22 protein-coding genes are annotated in these 22,271 nt (G+C 71.6%); 10 read left to right on the forward strand and 12 right to left on the reverse strand.

The genetic code is table 11. The annotated features are described in order from the left end of the window. Positions 1-17: 17 nt before the first annotated feature. The 6 genes from AB0D53_RS09140 to AB0D53_RS09165 all read left to right on the forward strand — a co-directional run bounded on the left by AB0D53_RS09140 (position 18) and on the right by AB0D53_RS09165 (position 5,247). A complete protein-coding gene (locus AB0D53_RS09140) occupies positions 18-926 on the forward strand; it encodes an aminoglycoside phosphotransferase family protein (protein ID WP_362442316.1) in 909 nt (302 codons plus the stop codon). A gap of 203 nt (positions 927-1,129) precedes the next feature. Further along, positions 1,130-1,990 (forward strand): aminoglycoside phosphotransferase family protein, encoded by an 861-nt coding sequence (locus AB0D53_RS09145; protein WP_362442958.1) that lies wholly within the window; start codon positions 1,130-1,132, stop codon positions 1,988-1,990. A 317-nt stretch (positions 1,991-2,307) separates the two neighbouring features. Next, positions 2,308-3,087, forward strand: coding sequence for a hypothetical protein (locus AB0D53_RS09150; protein ID WP_362442319.1), 780 nt, complete (start codon positions 2,308-2,310; stop codon positions 3,085-3,087). A 222-nt stretch (positions 3,088-3,309) separates the two neighbouring features. Next, positions 3,310-3,807, forward strand: a complete 498-nt coding sequence (locus AB0D53_RS09155) for a peptidylprolyl isomerase (RefSeq protein WP_362442322.1) — start codon at positions 3,310-3,312, stop codon at positions 3,805-3,807. Positions 3,808-3,915: 108 nt separating this feature from the next. Then, positions 3,916-4,425, forward strand: coding sequence for a hypothetical protein (locus AB0D53_RS09160; RefSeq protein ID WP_362442325.1), 510 nt, complete (start codon positions 3,916-3,918; stop codon positions 4,423-4,425). A gap of 78 nt (positions 4,426-4,503) precedes the next feature. Next, the gene (locus tag AB0D53_RS09165; RefSeq protein ID WP_362442328.1) at positions 4,504-5,247 is read left to right on the forward strand and encodes a Clp protease N-terminal domain-containing protein; all 744 of its coding nucleotides are present in this window, start codon (positions 4,504-4,506) and stop codon (positions 5,245-5,247) included. A gap of 324 nt (positions 5,248-5,571) precedes the next feature. Here the strand turns inward: AB0D53_RS09165 and AB0D53_RS09170 are convergent, their stop codons facing one another. Both AB0D53_RS09170 and AB0D53_RS09175 read right to left on the reverse strand, forming a co-directional pair. Further along, positions 5,572-6,147 carry a histidine phosphatase family protein gene (locus tag AB0D53_RS09170; RefSeq protein WP_329817826.1) on the reverse strand — a complete coding sequence of 192 codons (576 nt, stop codon included), beginning with the start codon at positions 6,145-6,147 and terminating at the stop codon, positions 5,572-5,574. 146 nt (positions 6,148-6,293) lie between these two features. Beyond that, complete coding sequence (locus AB0D53_RS09175; RefSeq protein ID WP_362442331.1) at positions 6,294-7,763, reverse strand: PLP-dependent aminotransferase family protein; 1,470 nt, start codon at positions 7,761-7,763, stop codon at positions 6,294-6,296. Here AB0D53_RS09175 and AB0D53_RS09180 point away from each other — a divergent pair. After that, positions 7,762-8,751, forward strand: a complete 990-nt coding sequence (locus tag AB0D53_RS09180) for a DMT family transporter (RefSeq protein WP_362442334.1) — start codon at positions 7,762-7,764, stop codon at positions 8,749-8,751. The two genes, AB0D53_RS09175 and AB0D53_RS09180, sit on opposite strands and share 2 nt — an antisense overlap. Before the next feature lie 85 nt (positions 8,752-8,836). After that, positions 8,837-9,049 carry a DUF1918 domain-containing protein gene (locus AB0D53_RS09185; RefSeq protein WP_329817829.1) on the forward strand — a complete coding sequence of 71 codons (213 nt, stop codon included), beginning with the start codon at positions 8,837-8,839 and terminating at the stop codon, positions 9,047-9,049. A 98-nt stretch (positions 9,050-9,147) separates the two neighbouring features. On the opposite strand, the gene AB0D53_RS09190 is transcribed toward AB0D53_RS09185, so the two are convergent. Beyond that, the gene (locus AB0D53_RS09190) at positions 9,148-10,440 is read right to left on the reverse strand and encodes a family 10 glycosylhydrolase (protein ID WP_362442338.1); all 1,293 of its coding nucleotides are present in this window, start codon (positions 10,438-10,440) and stop codon (positions 9,148-9,150) included. A 189-nt stretch (positions 10,441-10,629) separates the two neighbouring features. Here AB0D53_RS09190 and AB0D53_RS09195 point away from each other — a divergent pair, with 189 nt between their 5' ends. Next, positions 10,630-11,490 (forward strand): 3-hydroxybutyryl-CoA dehydrogenase, encoded by an 861-nt coding sequence (locus tag AB0D53_RS09195; protein ID WP_072484448.1) that lies wholly within the window; start codon positions 10,630-10,632, stop codon positions 11,488-11,490. Between the two features lie 73 nt (positions 11,491-11,563). Here AB0D53_RS09195 and AB0D53_RS09200 read toward each other — a convergent pair whose 3' ends face one another. The 9 genes from AB0D53_RS09200 to infC all read right to left on the reverse strand — a co-directional run bounded on the left by AB0D53_RS09200 (position 11,564) and on the right by infC (position 21,500). Beyond that, positions 11,564-12,094, reverse strand: coding sequence for an NUDIX domain-containing protein (locus AB0D53_RS09200; RefSeq protein ID WP_362442342.1), 531 nt, complete (start codon positions 12,092-12,094; stop codon positions 11,564-11,566). 120 nt (positions 12,095-12,214) lie between these two features. Further along, a complete protein-coding gene (locus AB0D53_RS09205; RefSeq protein ID WP_362442345.1) occupies positions 12,215-13,564 on the reverse strand; it encodes a transcriptional regulator in 1,350 nt (449 codons plus the stop codon). 421 nt (positions 13,565-13,985) lie between these two features. Next, the gene (gene pheT, locus AB0D53_RS09210; RefSeq protein ID WP_362442348.1) at positions 13,986-16,499 is read right to left on the reverse strand and encodes a phenylalanine--tRNA ligase subunit beta; all 2,514 of its coding nucleotides are present in this window, start codon (positions 16,497-16,499) and stop codon (positions 13,986-13,988) included. Next, entirely contained in the window at positions 16,499-17,626 is a 1,128-nt protein-coding gene (gene pheS / locus AB0D53_RS09215; protein ID WP_329817834.1) for a phenylalanine--tRNA ligase subunit alpha, read from the reverse strand. Before pheS ends, pheT begins: the two co-directional genes overlap by 1 nt. A 147-nt stretch (positions 17,627-17,773) precedes the next feature. Further along, entirely contained in the window at positions 17,774-18,937 is a 1,164-nt protein-coding gene (locus AB0D53_RS09220) for a PAS domain-containing sensor histidine kinase (RefSeq protein ID WP_362442352.1), read from the reverse strand. Positions 18,938-19,040: 103 nt separating this feature from the next. Then, positions 19,041-19,871: an RNA methyltransferase gene (locus AB0D53_RS09225; RefSeq protein WP_329817836.1), complete on the reverse strand. Its 831-nt coding sequence runs from the start codon at positions 19,869-19,871 to the stop codon at positions 19,041-19,043. A gap of 125 nt (positions 19,872-19,996) precedes the next feature. Further along, entirely contained in the window at positions 19,997-20,380 is a 384-nt protein-coding gene (gene rplT / locus AB0D53_RS09230; RefSeq protein WP_072484442.1) for a 50S ribosomal protein L20, read from the reverse strand. A 105-nt stretch (positions 20,381-20,485) separates the two neighbouring features. Further along, positions 20,486-20,680 carry a 50S ribosomal protein L35 gene (gene rpmI, locus AB0D53_RS09235; RefSeq protein ID WP_072484441.1) on the reverse strand — a complete coding sequence of 65 codons (195 nt, stop codon included), beginning with the start codon at positions 20,678-20,680 and terminating at the stop codon, positions 20,486-20,488. A gap of 121 nt (positions 20,681-20,801) precedes the next feature. Next, complete coding sequence (infC, locus tag AB0D53_RS09240) at positions 20,802-21,500, reverse strand: translation initiation factor IF-3 (protein ID WP_362442356.1); 699 nt, start codon at positions 21,498-21,500, stop codon at positions 20,802-20,804. A 343-nt stretch (positions 21,501-21,843) separates the two neighbouring features. Here infC and AB0D53_RS09245 point away from each other — a divergent pair, with 343 nt between their 5' ends. Further along, the gene (locus AB0D53_RS09245; RefSeq protein ID WP_362442359.1) at positions 21,844-22,206 is read left to right on the forward strand and encodes a DUF1844 domain-containing protein; all 363 of its coding nucleotides are present in this window, start codon (positions 21,844-21,846) and stop codon (positions 22,204-22,206) included. Positions 22,207-22,271: the final 65 nt, after the last annotated feature.

The raw sequence follows: 22,271 nt of genomic DNA on the forward strand, positions 1-22,271 counted from the left end.
GGCAGAAGGCTCTCGCCATGGCACTTCACAAGAACGAGATCCATGCGGACGAGGTGGTGGTCCGGTCGCTGCTGCGCCGGCAACGGCCGGAATGGGCCGACCTCACCATCTCGCCAGCCGGTGCGGGCACGGACAACACGATGTACCGGCTCGGCGACCAGCTGCTCATGCGGCTGCCGCGCACCCCGGACAACGCGCAGGCCGTACGGAAGGAGCAGACATGGCTGCCGCGGCTGGCGCCACATCTTCCCTGCCGCATCCCGGAGCCAGTGCACGAGGGCACTCCGAGTTCCGCATTCCCGCTCGCCTGGTCGGTGTACCGCTGGATCGACGGCGATGAAGCCGGCCCGGGCTCGGTCACCGACTGGCCCGCCTTCGGGGCCGACCTTGCGGCGATCGTGGAGAGCCTGCATTCCGTCCCCCTGATGGGAGCCACTCGGCAGGACGAACTCAGCTGGTATCGCGGCGGTGGCCTGCGCGCCTGTGACCGCTGGATCAGCGTGTGCTTCGACAACTGCCTGACGATCGAGGGCGTCGACCTGGACATCCCACACCTGCGACAGCTGTGGCAGAGTGCGCTCACCCTGCCCGAGCCGTCCGGCCGCCAGGTGTGGCTCCACGGAGACCTCAAACCCAGCAACCTTCTGGTCCAACAAGGAAAGCTGCACGGGGTCATCGACTTCGGATGCCTCTCGGTCGGCTTTCCCGACGCCGAGCACTCACCCCTGTGGGATCTTCCACCCCAGGCCCGACGGACGTACTGGGACGCCATGAGCCTCGACGACGTGACGTGGCTGCGTGCCCGGGCGTGGGCCATCGCTGTCGGAGTCAGCGGGGTGTCGTACTACTGGGACACCTACCCCCTCTTCGTCGGCGAATGCCTGTCGCGTCTTCACGCGATCCTGGAGGCTGCCGGCGAGCGGTGAACCGGTCTCGGACGGAACATCAACCACGAGCTCCGGTTCCGCAAAAGCCGGCCGGTTCGAGAACGACATCCGGCTCGGTTCCCAAATCACCTGGCAACCACACAGGTTGGAGACCTGCCGGCTGCCGGTTCAGAAGCGACAGGACACGAGCCACGCCGGTTGGCATCGCCCTCGCTCGTCCATGCCAAGATTCGAGGGTGGATATGACCGACGTCACGCGTGCGATCGCGGCTGCGACTTCGGTCGCCGCATCGCTCGACCTGCCAGCCAACGATGCAAGCGTTCTCCACAACTCGAACAAGCTGGCACTGCGGCTGACGCCATGCGACGTCTTCGCCCGGGTCGCCCCTGTGGGACAAGAGGTTGCACAGTTCGAAGTCGATCTCGCTCAGCGGCTCACCGAGGCCGGATGCCCGGTGTGTCCCTTGGAGCCTCGGGCGGACCCGCGTGTGTACACGCGCGATGGCTTCGCAGTGACGCTGTGGACCTACTACGAGCCCGTGACACCTCACACCTCACCAGTCGACTACGCCAAGGCGCTGGAGCAGCTGCACGCCGGCATGCGCAAGGTCGATGTGCCGAGCCCGAGGTTCACGGACCGGATCACGGAGGCGGAAGAAGTCGTCGCCGACCCGGATCGCTCGCCGGAGCTCACCGACGCGGACCGCGTGTTCCTCGGCGGCAGGCTGGCAAGCCTGCGACGAGCGATCGACGACCGCGGCGCCGTGGAGCAGCTGCTCCACGGCGAGCCGCATCCGGGCAATGTGCTCAGCACGAAGAACGGACCGTTGTTCATCGACCTGGAGACGTGCTGCCGTGGACCCGTCGAGTTCGATCTCGCCCATGTTCCCGAGGCGGTCTGCGAGCACTACCCAAGCGTTGACCAAGGGCTGCTGGACGAGTGTCGGCAGCTCGTTATCGCGATGGTCGCCGCGTGGCGTTGGGAGCTTGGCGACCAGTTTCCGAATGGGAGGCGATTCGGAGAGGAATTCCTGCGCCTGCTGCGCGAGGGTCCTCCCTGGCCGACACTCGACACAGTGACCAGGCGACTGGATGGTCTGTAGAAAACGCCGAAGGTCACGTGAAAGCGGCAAGGAACCAAGCGACGAGACTGTCGCCGTTGCAACCCATGCGCGCCGGCCTCGCTGCCGCACTGAACCATGGCGCCGATGCCAACAAACGTGGCAACTCATCAGGGTCTGACGCAGGTTCGGGTTACAGGTTCGGTTACGCGGGCCGGGACCGGTGGATCCGCCCTGCGATCCGCGGTCGCTGTGCAGCATGCCTGGACCCGCGCGAGGGCCAACTACCGGCCCCCCGACCGATCTTGAGGAGCCGCCGGTCCCGGTGCTTGACTTCCCCGGTGACCGGAAGAGATGAAGTGAATGCGTTCGACGGCCTCGGCCCGGTGGTCCGTCGGCACGTGGTGGACCACCGGAAGCGGTGGGTGAACGCGGCCTGCGCCCTGCTCCTCGCCGTCCCGTCCGGCTGGCTCGGCGTGTGGGGCCTGTCCGCGACCGGCGAGGGGTCGGCTGGCAGCAACAAGGCGATCGGACTTCTGCTGGGTCTCGCGCTGGGCGCCGCGGGGATCGCGGTGAACCAGGTCGTGCGGGCCGTGCGCGGCGAGCCCGGGGAGTACTTCGAGGTGCGCCGGGACGGCCTCGTCCACGGATCCCGGCGCGGGGTCGCGGGCTGGTCCTGGGACCGCGTCACCTCGCTCCATGTCGACGGTGACGCGGTGAACGCCATCGCGACCCGGCTCGGCAACGGTTTCCGCTGCGAGATCCGTTTCGACGACGGCACCCGGCTCCGCGCGGACGGGCTCACCCGGCGCGCCGCCGACCTCGGGCGCACCCTGCTCGTCCAGTGCCCGCACGTCGCCCTGGTGCCGCGCGTCCCCTGGTACGGCCGCGCGGGCAAATCGCTGCTCGCCGGGGCACTGGTCTGCGTGGCGGCGGTGGCCGCGATGATCGTCTACATCGTGGACCACCCGGACAAGGAGCACCGGGTCGCCGCGGGCGAGGGCATGACCATGGTGGACAGCGTGGAACCGGGCATCAGCCCGGCGGGCTACGCCTTCCTGGCCGCGGGCATGCTGGTGTGCGCCGTCGCCGCGATCACCCTCGGCGTCCTCCATGTACGGGGCCGGGCCCACCGCTGAACCGCCCGGCAGGGCCGCCGCCGCGCGGTGCCCGGCGTTCGCGCAGATAGGCACCCACCCGCGGGACACCCGCCGGCCCGGGACCCTGCGTCCGGACCGGGCCGGGCTCCCAGTGTCCGGCAGGCCCGCGGGAGCGCCACCGTACGGGCGGCGTCCGCCCGTACGGGCGCGTCACCCCTGCCCGCCCGTACGCGCCGGACGCGTCGATGTCAGGATGGTTCCATGACGAGCAAGGTTTACTTCGACATCACCATCAACGACGAGCCCGCCGGGCGGATCACGTTCAAGCTGTTCGACGACATCGTTCCCAAGACCGCGGAGAACTTCCGCCAGCTGGCGACCGGCGAGAAGGGCTTCGGCTACAAGGGCTCCTCCTTCCACCGCGTCATCCCCGAGTTCATGCTCCAGGGCGGCGACTTCACCCGGGGCGACGGCACCGGCGGCCAGAGCATCTACGGCGCCAAGTTCCCGGACGAGAACTTCAAGCTGTCGCACACCAAGCCGGGCCAGCTGTCCATGGCCAACAGCGGCCCCGACTCCAACGGCTCGCAGTTCTTCATCACGACGATCGTGACGTCGTGGCTGGACGGCAAGCACGTGGTCTTCGGCGAGGTCGACGACGAGGACAGCATGAAGCTGGTCAAGAAGATCGAGTCCCTCGGCTCGCAGAGCGGCCGCACCAAGGCGAAGATCACCATCGCGGACAGCGGCACCGTCTGACCCGCACTCGCACCCGCTGAACGAGCGCGCCGCCCGGCATCCCGCCGGGCGGCGCGCTCCGTCGTACCGGCGGCCCGGCGCCGCCGCCCCGCTCGCTACGGTGTCGGGATGGGGAACACATTCCACGGCGGGGGCCTCAGTCTGTCCATGTCCAACGGGAGCACGGACGTCTTCGTCGACGTGCTCATGCTGGCCGTGTCCGATCTCGCCGAGAGCGTCTGGGAGTACCGCTTCGCCACCCTGCTGACCCTGCAGGACCAGAGCGCCGTGGGGCGCGGGGTGGTCGGATTCGACCTGGAGGAGATCGACTGGGGCGGCTCCCCCGGCGAGCAGGCCGCGGCGAAGAACTTCGTCCTGCGGGTACTCGATCTGGCCCTGCGCAGGCACCGGTGGGACGAGCTGGACTACGAACCGCCCTACGCCGAGGGGTTCCTGCGGCAGTACCGGGAGATGGTCGAAGCGTTCGACCCCGCCTGCGCCGAGCCGCAGAACGCCCTGTCCCCCTTTCCCGGACCGGAGGAGGCCGCCATGGCCTCGTGCGTACGGCACCGCGTGCTGTGCGCGCCGGCGAACTGGGACGCCTGTGTCTTCTGCAACGCATCCGAGCCGCCCCGCTGATTCCGCGACGCACTGCCCCACCACCCCGACTGTCAACCGATGGTTGACACCCGAGGACTGTCAACTTACGGTTGACACATGGTGAATCCCGTACGCCCGACGCATCCCGTACGCCTCGACGACCTGATCGAGGCCATCAAGAAGGTGCACACCGACGCCCTCGACCAACTGTCCGACGCGGTGATCGCCGCGGACCACCTCGGTGACATCGCCGACCATCTGATCGGCCACTTCGTGGACCAGGCGCGGCGCTCGGGCGCCTCCTGGACCGAGATCGGCAAGAGCATGGGGGTGACCAGGCAGGCCGCCCAGAAGCGGTTCGTGGCCAAGAACCCCGGCGAGGTGTCGGATCTCGACCCCAGCCAGGGGTTCAGCCGGTTCACCCCGCGGGCCAGGAACGTCGTCATGGCCGCGCAGAACGAGGCCATCGCCGCCCGCAACGACGAGCTGGGCACCACGCACCTGGTACTGGGGCTGCTCAGCGAGCCGGAAGGGCTGGCCGCGGCGTTCGTCAAGGCCCAGGGCATCACACTGGAGGACGTCCGCAGGGCCGCGACCGAGGCACTGCCGCCGGCCGCGACCGGCGAGCTGCCGGAGATGGTCCCGTACGACGCCGGGGCCCGCAAGGCGCTGGAGCTGACGTTCCGGGAGGCCCTGCGCATGGGCCACAACTACATCGGGACCGAGCACATCCTGCTCGCGCTGCTGGAGCAGGAGGACGGTGCGGGTGTGCTGACGGGTCTCGGCATCGACAAGGCGACCGCCGAGGCGGGCATCGCCGAGGCACTCACCCTCCTCACCGGCTCCCAGGAGGAGGACTGAACGAGGCGCCGGGTCCGCCGCTCGCCCCGGCGGACCCGGCGCCGGTCGCCGTACGCGGGCGGCGGCCCCGCCACAGCGAATTCCGGCCAGTGCACGGCTACCGGAGCGACGAGGCCCGCAGGACCCGCGGCCGGCGGGGGCCGGGGCGCACCGAGCGGTCGCCCCTGTCCGCTCACCGGACGCTGACCAGGGCCGCCCGTTCCGGAGCCGGACGCGGACACCGTCCGCCCCGCCGCCCGGGAGACGGACCGCGGGCCCGCCGGCACGTACGGCGCTCCGCTCCCCGCGCTCCCGGAAATCCGCCGGGAAATTCTCCAGAAAATTTCAGCGGACCCCGGCTTCGAGCCTGAGACTCCAGCGGCCCGGCACACCCGTGAGCGTGACCGTGGAGAGCGGCCCGACGTCCACGCTCCAGTACGTCGACGGCGGCGCCTTGAGCGCGTAGACGAGCGCGGCCCGGACGACCGCGGGTTCGGCGACGGCGACGATGGCGCCGTCGCATGCGGGGCGGGTGTCCAGCCAGCCCCCTATCCGCGAGATGAACGCGAGCAGCGGTTCACCGCCGTGCGGCGCCGAGCGCGGGTCCGCCAGCCAGGCGTCGACCGCCGCGGGTTCGCATGCGGTGACGTCGGCGAGGGTCCAGCCGCGCCAGCGGCCCATGTCGCAGTCACGCAGGGCCGGCTGGACGAGCGGGGCGAAGCCGAGCGCGTCGCCGGTCGCACGGCTGCGGGGAGTCGGCGAGCAGTAGCGCAACTCGGCGGCACCCAGCGGCATGAGAGCGGGCGCGGCGAGCCGGATCTCGTACAGACCGGTGTGGTCGAGCGGCCGGTCGTCGTCGAAGCGCTCGGTGAGCACGGCGGAGCTGCGCGCCGCGGCGACCAACGAGACTCTGGAAGTCATGGCGGCGATCGTGGATCCGAACACCCTTCCGGTCAAGAGGGCCTTCACGAGCCTTCCGGCCCGGACCGGACCGTGGCGGATCCGGCGGCGCCGGTCCTCCATATGGCTGGAAGCGGCCTTCTCAGGGACCGCGCGGGCCGCCCCGGTCAGGGCCGGAAGCCGCCCGCGGAAGCGGTCAGGACTTCGTCGCAGGCGGTGCGCAGCCGCCGGATCCCCTCGGCGATCTCGGCCGCCCCCGCGACCGCGGCGAAGCTCAGCCGGATCTGCGGGGACGGGGGTTCCGCGCAGAAGTACGGGCGGCCGGGCGCGATGGCGACCCCCGCCCGCAGGGCCGCCGAGACCACCGCGGACTCGTCCGTACCGCCTTCCGCTTCGGGCAGGCGCAGCCACAGGCTGCCGCCCCCGGCGGGGATGTGCGGGAGCGCGAGGGCGGGCAGCTCCCGGCTCAGGGCCGCCGTCATGGCGGTGCGGCGGTTCTTCAGCCCGGTCGCCACGGAACGCAGATGGTGGCCCCAGGCCGGGGACCCGACGAGTTCGAGCGCGGCCTCCTGGAGCGGCCGGGGGACGAAGAAGCTGTCGACGACCTGGATGGCCCGCAGCCGTCCGAGCACCGGCCCGCGGGCGGCGAGCGCCCCCACCCGCAGGCTCGGTGAGGCGATCTTGGTGAGGGAGCGGACATGGACGACCACCCCGTCCGGGTCGTCGGCGGCCAGCGGCGCGGGCAGCGGCCCGGAGTCCTCGTGGACCAGCCGGCGCGCGAAGTCGTCCTCGACGACGAAGGCGCCCGCCGCGCGGGCGATCCGGACGACCTCGGCGCGCCGTCCGGGGGCGAGGACCGCGCCGGTCGGGTTCTGGAAGAGCGGCTGGCAGACGAAGACACGGGCGCCGGTGGCCCGGAACGCGGCGTCGAGCAGCTCCGGCCGTACGCCGTCGGCGTCCACCGGCACCGGAACGGGCCGCAGTCCGGCGGCGCGGGCGACCGCCAGCATGCCGGGGTACGTGGGTGACTCGACCAGCAGCGGGGCGCCGGGCGGGGCGAGCGCGCGCAGCGCGGTGGCCAGGGCGCTCTGTCCGCCCGCGGTGATCAGCACGTCGGCGGCGGTGAGCGCGGGCCCGATCTCCCGGGCGAACCAGGACCGCAGTTCGGTGAGGCCGTCGGTGGGCGGCCGGCCCCAGGCGCCGGGGCGGCGACCGGCCCGGGCGAGGGCGGCGGCGAGCGCCCGCTCCGGCTGGAGCGAGGAGTGGAGGTAGCCGCCGTTCAGTTCGATGACCCCGGGCGGCGGTGCGGCCAGCGTGACCAGGACACCGGAGGCGTCGACGGTGCGCGGCACCGCCTCCGGGCCGCCGTCGCCGCTGAGGGAGACCTCCTGCCAGGAGGTGTCGCCCGGCGGGGGCACCTCGGTACGGGGCTGCGCCCGGAAGGCGCCCGAGCCGGGCCGGGTGACCACGAGCCCCTCGGCGACGAGCTGGGCAACGGCCCTGGAGACAGTGACCGGGCTGACCCGGAAGCGTTCCACGAGGGCCCGACTGGACGGCAGCTTCCCACCGGACGGGTAGCGCTTCAGTTCACCCCTGAGGGATTCGACCAGTTCGGCGACACTGCTACGCTCCGACATGAGAGCCAAGGATAGCGCTACCCGCAAAAGCACGATAGCGATCGGTTCGCCGGCCGGCGCCGATACCGCCCACGGGGCCGCCCCTGCGGCCGCCGGCGGGACGGACCGCGCCACCGCTCCCGGCACGGACCGTGGCGGCATCCTTCTCGCCGGACTCGGCATCCTCGCCTTCTCGCTGACCTTCCCCTCCACGGCCTGGGGGCTGGAGAGCTTCGGCCCCTGGTCGCTGGTGGCGCTGCGCACCCTGCTCGCCGGGGTGATCGCGGGCGGTGCGCTGCTGCTGGGACGCGTGGCGGTGCCGGACCGCCGCCACCGGGCCGGGCTCGTCGTCGTCGCCGCGGGTGTGGTGATCGGTTTCCCGCTGCTGACCACGCTGGCGCTGGGTACCTCGACCACCTCGCACGCGGCCGTGGTCGTGGGGCTGCTGCCGCTGACCACCGCGGTGTTCTCCTCGCTGCGGACGGGGGCGCGACCGCCCCGCGCCTTCTGGGCCGCGGCGCTGGCCGGCGCGGCCGTGGTGATCGCGTTCACCGTGCAGCAGAGCGGGGGCGAGGTGTCCGGCGGCGATCTGTATCTGTTCGGCGCGCTGCTGGTGTGCGCGGCGGGGTACACGGAGGGGGGCAGGCTGGCCCGGGTCATGCCGGGCTGGCAGGTGGTCGGCTGGGCGCTGGTGCTCTGTCTGCCGCTCGCGGTGGCGGGGGCGGCGATCGCGCTGCCGGCCGAGCCGGTGCGGCCGACCGCGCACGGGGTGATCGGCCTGGTCTGGGTGGCGGCCGTCTCGACCTTCCTCGGCCTGTACGTCTGGTACCGCGGGATGGCGGAGGTCGGGGTGCCCCGGGCCAGTCAGCTCCAGCTCGCACAGCCGCTGCTGACCCTGGTGTGGTCGTACTTCCTGCTCGGCGAGACGGTCCCGGCGGCGGCTCCGGTCGCGGCCCTCGCCGTGCTCGTCTGCATCGCGGCCACCCAGCGCGCGGGACGTCCGCGATGAGGCCGGGACCGCTCCACCGGGCGAAGTCGGCTTTCGGTCATAGACTTGTCGACATGGACCGCCACCCGTGAGGAGGTCAGTCCCGATGGAGGCACACACGGGCGACCGGCTGCTGACACACGGCAGGACCGTGGGGCAGCACGACAAGGTCGCAGAGATCGTCGAAGTGCTCGGGGCCGGGGGCACTCCCCCGTACCGCGTCCGCTTCGAGGACGGACACGAACACCTGATTTCACCCGGTCCCGACAGCGTCGTACAGCACACCCACGTCCGGAAGCAGGCTCCGGAGACTCCGTAGCGGCCTCCGGCGGGCGGCACTGCTCTTCGCCCCCGGGCCGCGGGCGGGCCTGCCGGGTCCGGCGGCCCGCCCCCGACATCGCGTCCGTCCCGCTGCTGTCAGCGGGGCGGGCGCACCCGGTTGCGGTAGTGGTCGCCGACCACCCGGCCCATGGCCCCGATCCGGTCCGTGACCACGTCCTTCCCGGAGAAGTAGACGTGACCGCGCACCTGGTCGTATCCGGCGGCGAGGTCGAGGTGCCGGGAGAGTTCGGCGGGATCCTGCCAGGCGGCGGGCTGGGCGGGGTCGCCCGCCTTGTAGAGCGCCTCCCCCACGAAGAGGTCGACGCCCGTGCCGCGCACGGCCTCGTTCCACCAGGAAAGCAGCTTGGCGTAGTCGGCGGCGGCGAAGCCGATGTTCCAGTAGATCTGCGGGCAGATGTAGTCGATCCAGCCCTTCCTGACCCAGCCGCGGGTGTCGGCGTGCAGGTCGTCGTAGGTCTGCACCCCCGCCTTGGTGTCGGAGCCGAGCGGGTCGGTGGCGGCGTTGCGCCACACCCCGAACGGGCTGACCCCGAACTGGACCTTCTTCTTGATCTTCTTGATCCGCTCGGCGGTCTCGCGCACCAGCTTGTCGGTGTTGTCGCGCCGCCAGGCCGCCTTGTCCGGGAAGCCCGCGCCGTACTTGGCGTACGTGGCGTCGTCGTCGAAGACCTGTCCGGCCACCGGGTACGGATAGAAGTAGTCGTCCCAGTGCACGGCGTCGATGTCGTAGCGGCGGACCGCGTCGAGCATCGCGTCCTGGACGAAGCGGCGGACCTCGGGGATCCCGGGGTTGTAGTAGAGCTTCCCGCCGTACGGCAGGATCCAGTCGGGGTGCAGTCTGGCCGGGTGGGTGGGGGTCAGCCGGGACGGGTCGGTGTGGTTGGCGACCCGGTACGGGTTGAACCAGGCGTGCAGTTCCAGGCCGCGGCGGTGTGCCTCGGTGACCGCGGTGCCCAGCGGATCCCAGCCGGGGTCCTTGCCCTGGACGCCGGTGAGGTACTGGGCCCACGGCTCGTAGGGCGAGGGCCACAGCGCGTCGGCGGTCGGCCGGACCTGGAGGATGACGGTGTTCAGCCGCCGTGCCACGGCCTCGTCGAGGTAGGCGATCAGCTCGGCGCGCTGCGCGGCCGGTGTCAGGCCGGGCTTCGAGGGCCAGTCGAGATTGGCGACGGTGGCCACCCACATGCCGCGCAGCTCGCGCCGTGCGACATGGCGGGCGCCCCTGCCGGCCGGGGCCCCGGTCCGCTCGGCACCGGTCTGCCGGAGCGGGACCGCGACGGCGTCACCGGCCGCGGTGACGCCGCTCACCACTCCCGCGACCACCCCGGCCGCACCTGCCACAAAGCCTCTTCGGCCCAATTGCCGCATTTCGCTGCACCTGCCGTCTCTCTGTTCGCATCCGTCACCCGGGTATCAGGGCGTAACGCAGAGCATGCCCGCCCCGGCCCACGATGACCCCTGGGGCGCGGAGTAACGTCGGGGGGTCGGGGCGGGCACCGGAATCAGACGGGAACCTGCGACACGCAGAACAGCGAAAGGCACGAGGTGACGGACTCTATGGCCGACATTGCACGCGTCGGAGTGGTGGGCTGTGGCCAGATGGGCGCGGGTATCGCGGAGGTGTGCGCGCGCAGCGGTCTCGAGGTCATGGTGGCCGAGACCACCGGAGAGGCGTTGGAGATCGGCCGCACCCGGCTGCACAACTCCCTCTCGAAGGCCGCCGAACGCGGCAAGATCACCGCCGAGGAGCGCGACGAGACGCTCGCCCGGCTGAGCTTCACCACGGATCTGGGCGAGTTCGCCGACCGCGATCTCGTCATCGAGGCCGTCGTGGAGAACGAGCAGGTCAAGACCGAGATCTTCCAGGTGCTCGACCAGGTGGTGACCCGGCAGGACGCGATCCTCGCCTCGAACACCTCCTCCATCCCGCTGGTGAAGCTGGCCGTGGCGACCTCCCGCCCGGACCAGGTCATCGGCATCCACTTCTTCAACCCGGCCCCGGTGCAGAAGCTGGTCGAGCTGATCCCCGCGCTGACGACGTCCGACGAGACGGTGAAGCGCTCCGAGGCCCTGGTGCAGGACGTCCTCGGCAAGCACCCGATCCGCGCCCAGGACCGCTCGGGCTTCGTCGTCAACGCGCTGCTGATTCCGTATCTGCTCTCCGCGATCCGGATGTTCGAGTCGGGGATCGCCAGCCGTGAGGACATCGACAACGGCATGGAGCTCGGCTGCGCCCACCCCATGGGCCCTCTCAAGCTCTCCGACCTGATCGGTCTCGACACGGTGGCCTCGGTCGCCGACTCGATGTACGCGGAGTTCAAGGAGCCGCTGTACGCCGCTCCCCCGCTGCTCCAGCGCATGGTGGACGCGGGCAGGCTCGGCCGGAAGACCGGCTCGGGCTTCTACCCGTACTCCTGATCCCTCCTTCGTGCCCGGACGGGGCCGGACCGGGCGATCCCCGGTCCGGCCCCGTTCGCGGTTCCGCGGTGGCTCAGCCCAGCCGTAAGTGATGGAGCATCATCAGTCCGGCCGCCATGCCCGCGGCCGGGACCTCGCCGCGGGCGATCAGGCCGGGGACCAGCCCGAGCGGTATCCACTCGCGGCGCGAGGACTCGAAGGCGTCGCTGGGCGGGCCGGTCCAGCATGCCTCCTCGGACCAGTAGAGGTGGTGCCGGGCGTCGGTGAGGCCGTTCGACGGCTCCACGGTCAGCAGCGGGTGCAGCGGCCCGGGGCGCCAGCCGGTCTCCTCCTCCATCTCGCGGGCGGCGGCGGCCGCGATGTCCTCGCCGTCCTCGACGACGCCCGCGGCGAGCTCCCAGCCCCAGCTGTCCGTGATGAACCGGTGCCGCCAGAGCAGGAGCACCTCATCGGCCTCATTGACGACGGTGGCCGCCGCGACGGGGCGGAGCCGGATCAGATAGTGATCGAGACGGCCGCCGCCGGGGAGGACCACATCCGCCAGTTTGACCCGGAACCAACGGTTCTCATACACAGTTTGTTCGTTCAGATTCGCCCATTGCACGTTTCTGCCACCTTTCGACAAGTCGGTGGCAACATCGCAGCAGGAGCGGCGCCGGAACGGAACGTACCGGTCCTCATGGCGGGGAGCGGGGCGTGCGCCGGGCGCGCGGCGGGTACGCGCTCACAGCGGTACGCGCAGCGCCCCCTCGATCAGTTCGGCCGCCCGCTCCGCGTCGGCGCAGCCGCTCGCGACCAGGTCCTCGCGCACGGCACGCAGCCGGTCGCGCAGCCGCCGCGACTCCATGCCCCTGGCCCGCTCCGCCATCTCCGCGGCCGTGGACGCCGCCCGGTCCGCCTCGCCCTGGCGCAGCTCGATATGGGTCAGCATCGCCAGCCGGTGCACCCGGCCCCGGTCGTGCGCCGGGATCCGCACGGCCTTCGCCGCGTGTTCCCTGGCCCCCGGCAGATCACCGATGCCGAGCAGCGCCTCGGCCACCTGCACATCGACCAGGCCCGGCTGGACGTACCCCGTCTCGTCCGGTTCACGGCCCGGTCTGATCCGCTCGGCTTCCGACTCGGCGCGCCGGATGCACTCGCGGGCGCCGCTCGCGTCGCCGAGACAGGCGTACGCCTTGGCCTGCATCGCGTACAGGTCTGCGGCGAGCGCGGGACTGATGTGGTCCCCGGCGCCCCGCAGCGCCGCCTGGGCGAAGGCCACGGACTGCCGGTAGTCGGCGAGGTGGAGCGACTGGTTGACCAGCAGGGCGACCACATAGCCGCCGAATCCCTTGTCCCCGCTGGCCTTGGCCAGCCGCAGCGCCTGGTGGAAGTAGCGCTGGGCGAGCCCGTGCGCGTCGGAGTCGTAGGCGCAGATCCCCGCGACCGCCACCAGGCCCCCCGCCGCCCGGTGCAGCCTGCGGCCCATCGCGTCGGTACAGCCGCCCCGCAGCAGCGGGGCGGTCTCGGCGTTGAGGAAGCCGACGATGCGGGAACGGGTCGCGATTCCGCCCGCCCGGCGGTACATCAGTTCGTAGTGGGCACGGGCCGCGCGCAGCGTCACTATGTCGGCCATGGAGACCCGGTTCGGCCCGCCGCGCGAGACATCGGCGTCCTCCGGCGGGTTCTCCCACTCCCAGACCGGCATCACCGCCGAGGTGCCGGTGACGGCGGCCGGGGCGAGGCCGTGCGGGCGCCGCGCCTCGTCGGAGCGCCACAGCGCGGTGGCCCGGTCGACGAAGCCGGTGAGCGAGGAGGCGGGTCCGGCCGTGCCGGCTCCCGGGGCCGCCATACCGATGTCGTCCAGCGAAACGGGCCTGTTCAGCCGGTTGCCGAGCACCTCGCAGATCAGGTCGGGCACCTGGCCGCGCGGGCGCTGCCCCTTCAGCCAGCGGGCCACCGCCGTGTGTTCGTACCGCAGGCGCAACCCCCGGGAGCGACCGGCCCGGTTGATGTGCGCGGCGAGACCCGCCCGGGAGACGCCCGCCTCCTCGATCAGGGCAGCCAGCAGAATGTTGGGCTCCGTTGCCCCCATGTGCCCCTCCGGTGGTTCGGCACGCCGAGGCGTGCCGAACCAGTGGAGCACGATTCACACGGGGTGTGAACGCAATGCCCGAACCGTCCCGCTGCGCACCCTGTTGCGCCGACGCGCGGATCGGTTGAATCAGTCGTCTCGCGAGAGGCGGACGGGTCGTCTGCTCCCCCTCGTACAGCCGACGACCCGCACCCGCACCGTCCGCTCTGCCGACCTGCCCGACACTCCGCGGCAGCGCGGACGGTGCCGGACCGCACGACCCACTGCCCACGGATCGGAGGGTGGCTGCGGGGTCGGCCCGGAGCCGGGTTCCCCCGGGCCGCGCCGGGGCCCGGGTGCGGTCCTCGCCGCTCGGCGAGCATGCGGGAGGGGCGCACCCGGTCACCGGATGCGCCCCTCCTCGCCGTGTCGATGCCGGACGCTACGCGCCCCGCAGCACCGCGCCCGTCCGCTCGGCGGCCAGGGCCACCGCCGCGTCGCGCGCGGCCGTCGCCTCGTCGACGGTGAGCGTGCGGTCCGCCGCGCGGAAGCGCAGCGCGTACGCCAGCGACTTGCGGCCCGCACCGATCTGCTCACCGGTGAAGACGTCGAACAGCCGCACCGATTCGAGCAGTTCGCCCGCGCCCTCGCGCAGCGCCCGCTCCACGTCGGCGGCCGGGACGTTCTCCGCGACGATCAGCGCGACATCCTGGGTCGCCACCGGGAAGGAGGAGATCCGGGGTGCCTGGAGCGCGCCGTCGACGGCCCGCTCCAGGACGTCGAGCTCGACCTCGGCGGCGCAGGTCCGCTCGGGCAGGTGGAGCGCCTTGACGACCCGCGGGTGGAGTTCGCCCGCGTGCCCGAAGAGCGTCTCCTCGCCGTTCACGGTGAGGTACAGCGCGGCGCAGCGGCCCGGGTGCCACGGGGTGTGCTGGTCGGCGCGGACGGTCACCTCGACACCGGCCTCCCGGGCGATGCTCCGCGCGGCCTCGACGGCGTCCGCCCAGGTCGCCGGGGTGCCCTTGCCCCACCAGCCGGCCTGCTCGCGGGCGCCCGCGAGGACGACCGCGGCGTGGCGCGGCTGACGCGGCAGCGAGGCATCGAGCCCGGCGATCTCCTCGTCGGTGGGACGACGGTCGACGGGCAGCCGGACGGCCTTGGTCTCGGCGCCGGTCGGCCTGAAGACCAGACCGGTCTCGAAGAGCGCGAGGTCGTGGCTGCCGCGGCCGTCGTTGCGCCGCAGTGCGCCGAGCAGGCCCGGCAGCAGCGTGGTGCGCAGCGCCGGCTCCTCGTCGGAGAGCGGGTTGACGAGCTCGACGGTGCGGCGGCGGGCGTCGTCGGCGTCGAGCCCGAGCTGGTCGAGGACGGCGTCGCCGATGAACGGGTAGTTCAGCGCCTCGACGTAGCCGGCTCCGGCGAGCGCCCGGCCGACCCTGCGGTACAGCCGCTGGCGCTCGGTGAGCCCGCGGCCGGACGGCGGGGTCGGGAGGGTGGACGGAAGGTTCTCGTATCCCTCCAGGCGGATGACCTCTTCGGCGAGGTCGTTCGGCTCGCCGAGGTCGGGGCGCCAGGACGGCACGGTGACGATCAGCTCGTCCTGCCCGTAGACGTCGCAGCCGACCTCCTGGAGCCGGCGTACGACGGTCTCGCGGCCGTATGCGACGCCGGCCACCCGGTCGGGGTGGTCGGCGGGCATCGCGATGGTGCGGGGCACGGCCGGGGCGCTGACCTCGGTGACCCCGGCCTCGGCGGTGCCGCCGGCGAGCAGCACCAGGAGGTCGACGGTGCGCTGCGCGGCGGCTGCCGCGGCCTGCGGGTCGGCGCCGCGCTCGAAGCGCTTGGACGCCTCGGAGGACAGCCTGTGGCGGCGCGCGGTCCGGGCGATCGAGATCGCGTCGAAGTGCGCGGCCTCGACGACGACCTCGGTGGTGCGGTGCTCGCCGTCCTGGGCGTCCGCGATCTCGGTGTCGGCACCGCCCATGACGCCCGCGAGGCCGATCGGCCCGCGGTTGTCCGTGATGACCAGGTCCTCGGCGTCCAGGACGCGGACCGTGCCGTCGAGGGTGGTGAGCTTCTCGCCCTGCTGGGCGCGGCGCACGCCGATCGGCCCGTCGATCCGGGTGCGGTCGTAGGCGTGCAGCGGCTGGCCGAGCTCCAGCATCACGTAGTTGGTGATGTCGACGGTCAGAGAGATCGGGCGCATCCCGGCCTTCTGCAGCCGGCGCTGCATCCAGATCGGGGAGCGGGCCTCGGGGTCCAGGCCGACGACGGTGCGCGCGGTGAAGCGGTCGCAGCCGATCGGGTCGGCGATCTTGACCGGGTAGCCGTACGCGTTCGGCGCGGGCACGTCCAGGAGCGCCGGGTCGCGCAGCGGCAGCCCGTACGCGATGGCGGTCTCGCGGGCGACGCCGCGCAGCGAGAGGCAGTAGCCGCGGTCGGGCGTGACGGCGATGTCGAGGACCTCGTCGACGAGCTGGAGCAGCTCGATCGCGTCGGTGCCGGCCTCGTGCTCCGGCGGCAGCACGATGATGCCGTGCGTGCCGTCGTCGCCCATGCCGAGCTCGTCGGTGGAGCAGATCATGCCGTGCGAGGTCTTGCCGTACGTCTTGCGTGCGGCGATCGCGAAGTCGCCGGGCAGCACGGCGCCCGGGAGGACCACGACGACCTTGTCGCCGACGGCGAAGTTGCGGGCGCCGCAGACGATCTCCTGCGGCTCGCCGGTGCCGTTGGCGTCGCCGACGTCGACCGTGCAGAAGCGGATGGGCTTCTTGAAGCCCTCCAGCTCCTCGATGGTCAGTACCTGTCCGACGACCAGCGGGCCCTTGAGGCCGGCGCCGATCTGCTCGACGGTCTCGACCTCCAGACCCACGGCGACGAGCTTGGCCTGTACGTCACGGCCGGTCTCCGTCGCCGGCAGGTCGACGTACTCCCGCAGCCAGGAAAGCGGGACGCGCATCAGATCTCCATCCCGAACGGCCGGGTGAACCGGACGTCACCCTCGACCATGTCTCGCATGTCTTCGACGTTGTGGCGGAACATCAGCATCCGTTCGATGCCGAACCCGAAGGCGAATCCGCTGTACTTCTGGGGGTCCACACCGCAGGCGATGAGCACCTTGGGGTTGACCATGCCGCAGCCGCCGAGCTCGATCCAGCCCTCGCTGCCGCAGGTGCGGCAGGGGCGGTCCGGGTTGCCGACGGACGCGCCGCGGCAGACGTAGCAGACCATGTCCATCTCGGCGGACGGCTCGGTGAACGGGAAGAAGTTCGGCCGCAGCCGAGTCTTCATGTCCGGCCCGAAGAGCGCCTGGACCATGTGGTCGAGGGTGCCCTTGAGGTCGGCCATGGTGAGGCCCTCGTCGACGGCCAGCAGCTCGATCTGGTGGAAGACCGGGGTGTGCGTCGCGTCGAGCTCGTCGGTGCGGTAGACGCGACCGGGGCAGACGACGTAGACGGGCGGCTCCCGGTCGAGCAGGGAGCGGGCCTGGACCGGCGAGGTGTGGGTACGCAGCACGACACCGGACTCGTCGTTCCTGGCGCCGTCGGCGCCCTGGACGAAGAAGGTGTCCTGCATCTGCCGGGCCGGGTGGTCGGGCACGAAGTTCAGGGCGTCGAAGTTGAACCACTCCGCCTCGACCTCGGGGCCCTCGGCGACCTCGTAGCCCATGGCCACGAAGACGTCCGCGACGCGCTCCATGATGGTCGTCAGCGGGTGGCGGGCGCCGGCCGGGGTGCGGTCGTAGGGCAGCGTGACGTCCACCGCCTCCTCGACCAGCACACGGGCGTCCCGCTCGGCCTCCAGCTCCGCCTGGCGGGCGGCGAGGGCCTTGGAGACGGCGCCGCGGGCCTGGCCCACACGCTTGCCGGCCTCGGCCTTGGCCTGCGGCGGCAGTGCGCCGATCTCGCGGTTGGCGAGCGACAGCGGCGAGGTGCCCCCGGTGTGCGCGGTCTTCGCCTGGGCGAGCGCGTCGAGGTCGCCGGCGGCGGCGAAGGCGGCGAACGCCTCGTCCCGCATGCGCTCGATCTCTTCCGGTTTCAGTGCCTCGACCTCGACTGGGTCGTACGACTTGTTCGGTGCCGACATCTCTTCCCGTGCTTCCGATTGGCTGATACTGCGCTTACCGGGGGGATGCCCCGGACCCCCATGGCCCCGATCGACGACTGGAGGACGCAAAGGTGCCAAAGGTCGAGTCTAAGGGGCCGGAGGATGTGTGGGAGGCCCGTGGGCCGCTCAGACCAGGTAGGCCGGCGTGCTCACGGGCAGAATAAATCGGAATTCCGCGCCGCCGCCGGGGCCGCGGCCGACCGTGATCGTGCCGCCGTGCGCCTCGACGATGCCCTTGACGATATAGAGGCCCAGGCCGGTGCCGCCGCGCTTGCTCCCCCGCCAGAAGCGGGTGAAGACACGGCCCATCGACTCCTCGGGGATGCCGGGGCCTTCGTCGCTCACGGTGACGGCCGTTCCCTTCTCGTCGCTCTTCGCGGGTGCGGGTGCGACTTCAATGGTGACGGTTCCCTCGCCGTGGCGCACCGCGTTTTCCAGCAGGTTGCCGAGCACCTGGTCGACCTTGTCCGGGTCGGCCCAGACCGCGGGCAGCGGCTGGCAGGTGCGGACGAGGAAGCGGTCGGGGTTCTGGCCGGTGGCGGTGAGCGCCTGGACGTGGCGTTCGACGGCGAGGGAGAGGTCCACCGGCTGGCGCCGCAGCTCCAGGCGCCCGGAGTCGATCCGGGAGATGTCGAGCAGCTCGGCGATGAGCCGGGTGACGCGCCCCGCATCGGCGTCGACCGTCTCCAGCATCAGGCGCTTCTGGTCGTCGGTGAACCGCTCCCATTTGGCGAGGAGGGTCGCGGTGAAGCCCTTGACCGAGGTCAGCGGGGAGCGCAGCTCGTGGGCGACCGTCGCGATCAGCTCGGCATGGCTGCGCTCGTTGCGGCGGCGGGCCTCGGTGCCGCGCAGTGAGATCACCACCCGGCGCACCGGGCCGGTGGGGTGCTCGCGCACATAGCGGGCGGAGACCAGGACCTCCCGGCCACCGGGCAGCAGCAGATTGCGTTCGGGCTGGCCGACGCGGGTGGCGAGGCCGCCGTAGGGATCGGTCAGGGTCCACCAGCGGCGGCCCTTGAGGTCCTCCAGCGGCAGTACGTGCTCCAGACAGCGGCCGAGGGCGGCGGCCCGGGGCACCGCGGTGATCCGGACGGCGGCGGAGTTGAAACAGATGACCCGGCCGGTCTCGTCGGCGACGACCAGGCCGTCGGGCAGGTCGTCGGGATCGACACCCACGTCCACGGCTCCGAGCTCCCGGCTCCCGTCCGGTTCACCGGCCGTGCCAGGGGGTTCACAGGCGCGCACGACGGCCGCATGTGTCTCGCGCGGCCTGCTCATGCCGACAGCCATATCCCGTACCCCACCTCTCGAACCGGTGCAGTGGGCCCCCGAGTTCGCCACCCTACTAGTCGTCGGTGACGGAGCGACACCCTGCGGTGGCGCGGAGGCGCGATCACCTCGGGCGCTGGGCCCTCGCGGAGGCGTACAGGCAGACCGCGGCCGCCGTCGCGAGGTTGAGGCTCTCCGCCCTGCCGTGGATGGGCACCCGTACGACGGCGTCGGCCAGGGCCCGGGTCTCCTCCGGCAGGCCCCATGCCTCGTTGCCGAAGACCCAGGCGGTCGGACCGCCCATGGTGCCCGCGTCGAGCTCGTCGTCGAGGTCGTCGTCGCCCGCCCCGTCGGCGGCGAGAATCCGTACGCCCGCCGCCCGGAGCCCCTGCACGGCCTGCTCGACCGGGACGCCGACGGCGACCGGCAGGTGGAAGAGCGAACCGACCGAGGCCCGCACGGACTTGGGGTTGTAGAGGTCCACCGAGGCATCGGTGAGCACGACGGCGTCGGCACCCGCGGCGTCGGCGCAGCGCAGCACCGTACCGGCGTTCCCGGGGTCGCGTACGTGGGCGAGGACGGCGACGAGTTTCGGCCTCGCGGCGAGGATCGCGTCGAACGGGGAGTCGAGGAAGCGGCAGACGCCGATCAGCCCCTGGGGGGTGACGGTCTGCGACACATCGGCCAGCACATCGCTGTCGGCGAGGTGGACCCGGGCGCCGGCCGCGTGGGCGGCGGCGACGATGTCGGCGTACCGCTCGGCCGCCTCGACGGTGGCGAACAGCTCGATCAGTGTCGCCTCGCCGTCGCTGCCGCGGTGCTCGGCGGCCTCGCGCACGGCCTGCGGCCCCTCGGCGATGAACCTGCGCTCCTTGCCGCGGAAGTTGCGCTTGGCCAGCCGCCGGGCGGCGGTGACGCGCGGCGATCGCGGGGAGATCAGTTCGGGGGTGCCCATGGTCGGCGGCGAGCCTCTCTGCGTACGGAGGTGACGGGGTTGCGGAATGTGTCGTGCAACGCACCGGACCCGCAGACGGCGAGCGCCTGCGGGTCCGGCTCAGAAGACAGGAAGTGCGACCTGGATCAGGCGGCCTTCGGGGCGTTGACGTCGCTCGGGAGGGCCTTCTGGGCAACCTCGACGAGGGCGGCGAACGCGTTGCTGTCGTTGACCGCGAGCTCGGCCAGGATCTTGCGGTCCACCTCGATGTTGGCGGCCTTCAGACCCTGGATGAGGCGGTTGTACGTCATGCCGTTCTGGCGGGCAGCGGCGTTGATGCGCTGGATCCACAGCTGACGGAAGTCGCCCTTGCGCTTCTTGCGGTCGTTGTAGTTGTAGACGAGGGAGTGGGTGACCTGCTCCTTCGCCTTGCGGTACAGGCGGGAGCGCTGACCCCGGTAACCGCTGGCCTGCTCGAGGATTGCCCGGCGCTTCTTGTGAGCGTTTACTGCCCGCTTGACGCGTGCCACTTTTTAACTCCTTGTAGCGGGGCCGTGGTTGGACTCACACGGCCCGGAAACGAATTGGTCCCGGTCTCGAATTCGCCGCCCGCGGATTCACCGCGGGCCGCGGACTCACTTGCCGAGAAGCTTCTTGATCTTCTTGGCGTCGGACGGAGCCACTACGACCGTGCCGGTCAGCGAGCGGGTCTTCTTGGACGACTTGTGCTCAAGAAGGTGGCGCTTGCCTGCGCGCTCACGGAGCACCTTGCCGGAGCCGGTGATCTTGAAGCGCTTGCTGGCACCGCTGTGCGTCTTGTTCTTCGGCATCGCGCCGTTCTCTCCTCGTCAGTGGCGCCCCTCGCGGTGCGGGCACCGGGCAGCAGGGGCGTCAGATCTTGGTGGGAATTCCGGGGAGACCCGGGGCCGCCTGGATGGCGGCCCCCTGAGGTCAGGCCTCGGAAGGTGTCTCGGCCGGAGCCTCGGGCTGCGCTTCGGCAGCCTCGCCCGCGGGCTCGGCGTCGGGGGTGGAACCCTGACGCCCCGCCTTGCGGGCGGCCTGGGCCTCGCGGGCCTCGGCCATGGCTTCGGTCTTCTTCTTGTGCGGGCCCAGAACCATGATCATGTTCCGGCCGTCCTGCTTCGGGTTGGACTCGATGAAGCCGAGTTCCTCCACGTCCGAAGCCAGACGCTGGAGCAGTCGGAAGCCCAGCTCAGGGCGGGACTGCTCACGACCACGGAACATGATCGTGATCTTGACCTTGTCGCCCTGCTTGAGGAACCGGACGACATGACCCTTCTTGGTGTCATAGTCGTGCGGGTCGATCTTCGGCCGGAGCTTCATCTCCTTGATGACCGTGTGCGCCTGGTTCTTGCGCGCCTCACGGGCCTTCATGGCCGACTCGTACTTGAACTTCCCGTAGTCCATGAGCTTGCACACGGGCGGACGGGCGGTCGCCGCCACCTCGACCAGGTCGAGGTCGTACTCCTGTGCGAGCTCCAGGGCCTTGGCAAGCGGAACAATCCCGACCTGCTCGCCGCTGGGACCGACAAGTCGCACCTCGGGAACGCGAATCCGGTCGTTGATGCGGGGCTCGGCGCTGATGGATCCTCCTCGGTAGCACCACGCGGCCGCCTGGCGGACAGCCACGTAACGTCTGTTTCGTGAGACCAACCGCACCAGTGCAATAAAAATGCCCCGGACGGGACACAGGCGGGGCTCCTGGAACAACCGGAACCACCGCGGTCAACCGCGGGGCGCATCGGGCGGTCCCATCGTCCGTACGGAACGATGGCCACCGCCTGACCGGATGACCCGCCGCCCTGAAGGACGGCCAGGTGGGAGATCGGAGCCTCCACTTGTGGGCCGGGCACATAGCTGCCCGGCCGGTCGTTACACAAGGTTAGCAGCTCCCCCGGGCGTACGCTAACCGGCTGCCCACCCGCCGCTCCCGCGAGCGGGGCGGCATCGGCGTGGGCCTATCGTATGGCGCATGAGTGACGCGACCCCCACCAGTGGTTCCCCCGGCTTCGACGACATGGCCCGCGACATCGCGGAGGTGCCCGCGGTCGAGGTGATCGTGACGGTCGCGGTCAATCTGATGAGCGCCGCCGCCGTGAAGCTCGGGCTGACCGAGGACGGCGAGGACCACAAGGACCTCGACGAGGCCCGCAAGCTGGTGCACGCGCTGGCCGGCCTGCTGGACGCCAGCACCACTGAGATCAGCTCCTTCCACGCGGCCCCGCTGCGGGACGGCCTGAAGTCGCTGCAGCTCGCGTTCCGCGAGGCGTCGCTGGTGCCGGACGAGCCCGGCCAGGGCCCCGGCGAGAAGTACACCGGCCCGGTCTTCGGCTGAGCCCGCCCCGCTGTCCCCCGCTGTCTCCGAGAACACCGAGAGCCCCCCGCACGGGCGGGGGGCTC

Source organism: Streptomyces sp. NPDC048295 (assembly GCF_040652135.1).
Lineage (GTDB): Bacteria > Actinomycetota > Actinomycetes > Streptomycetales > Streptomycetaceae > Streptomyces.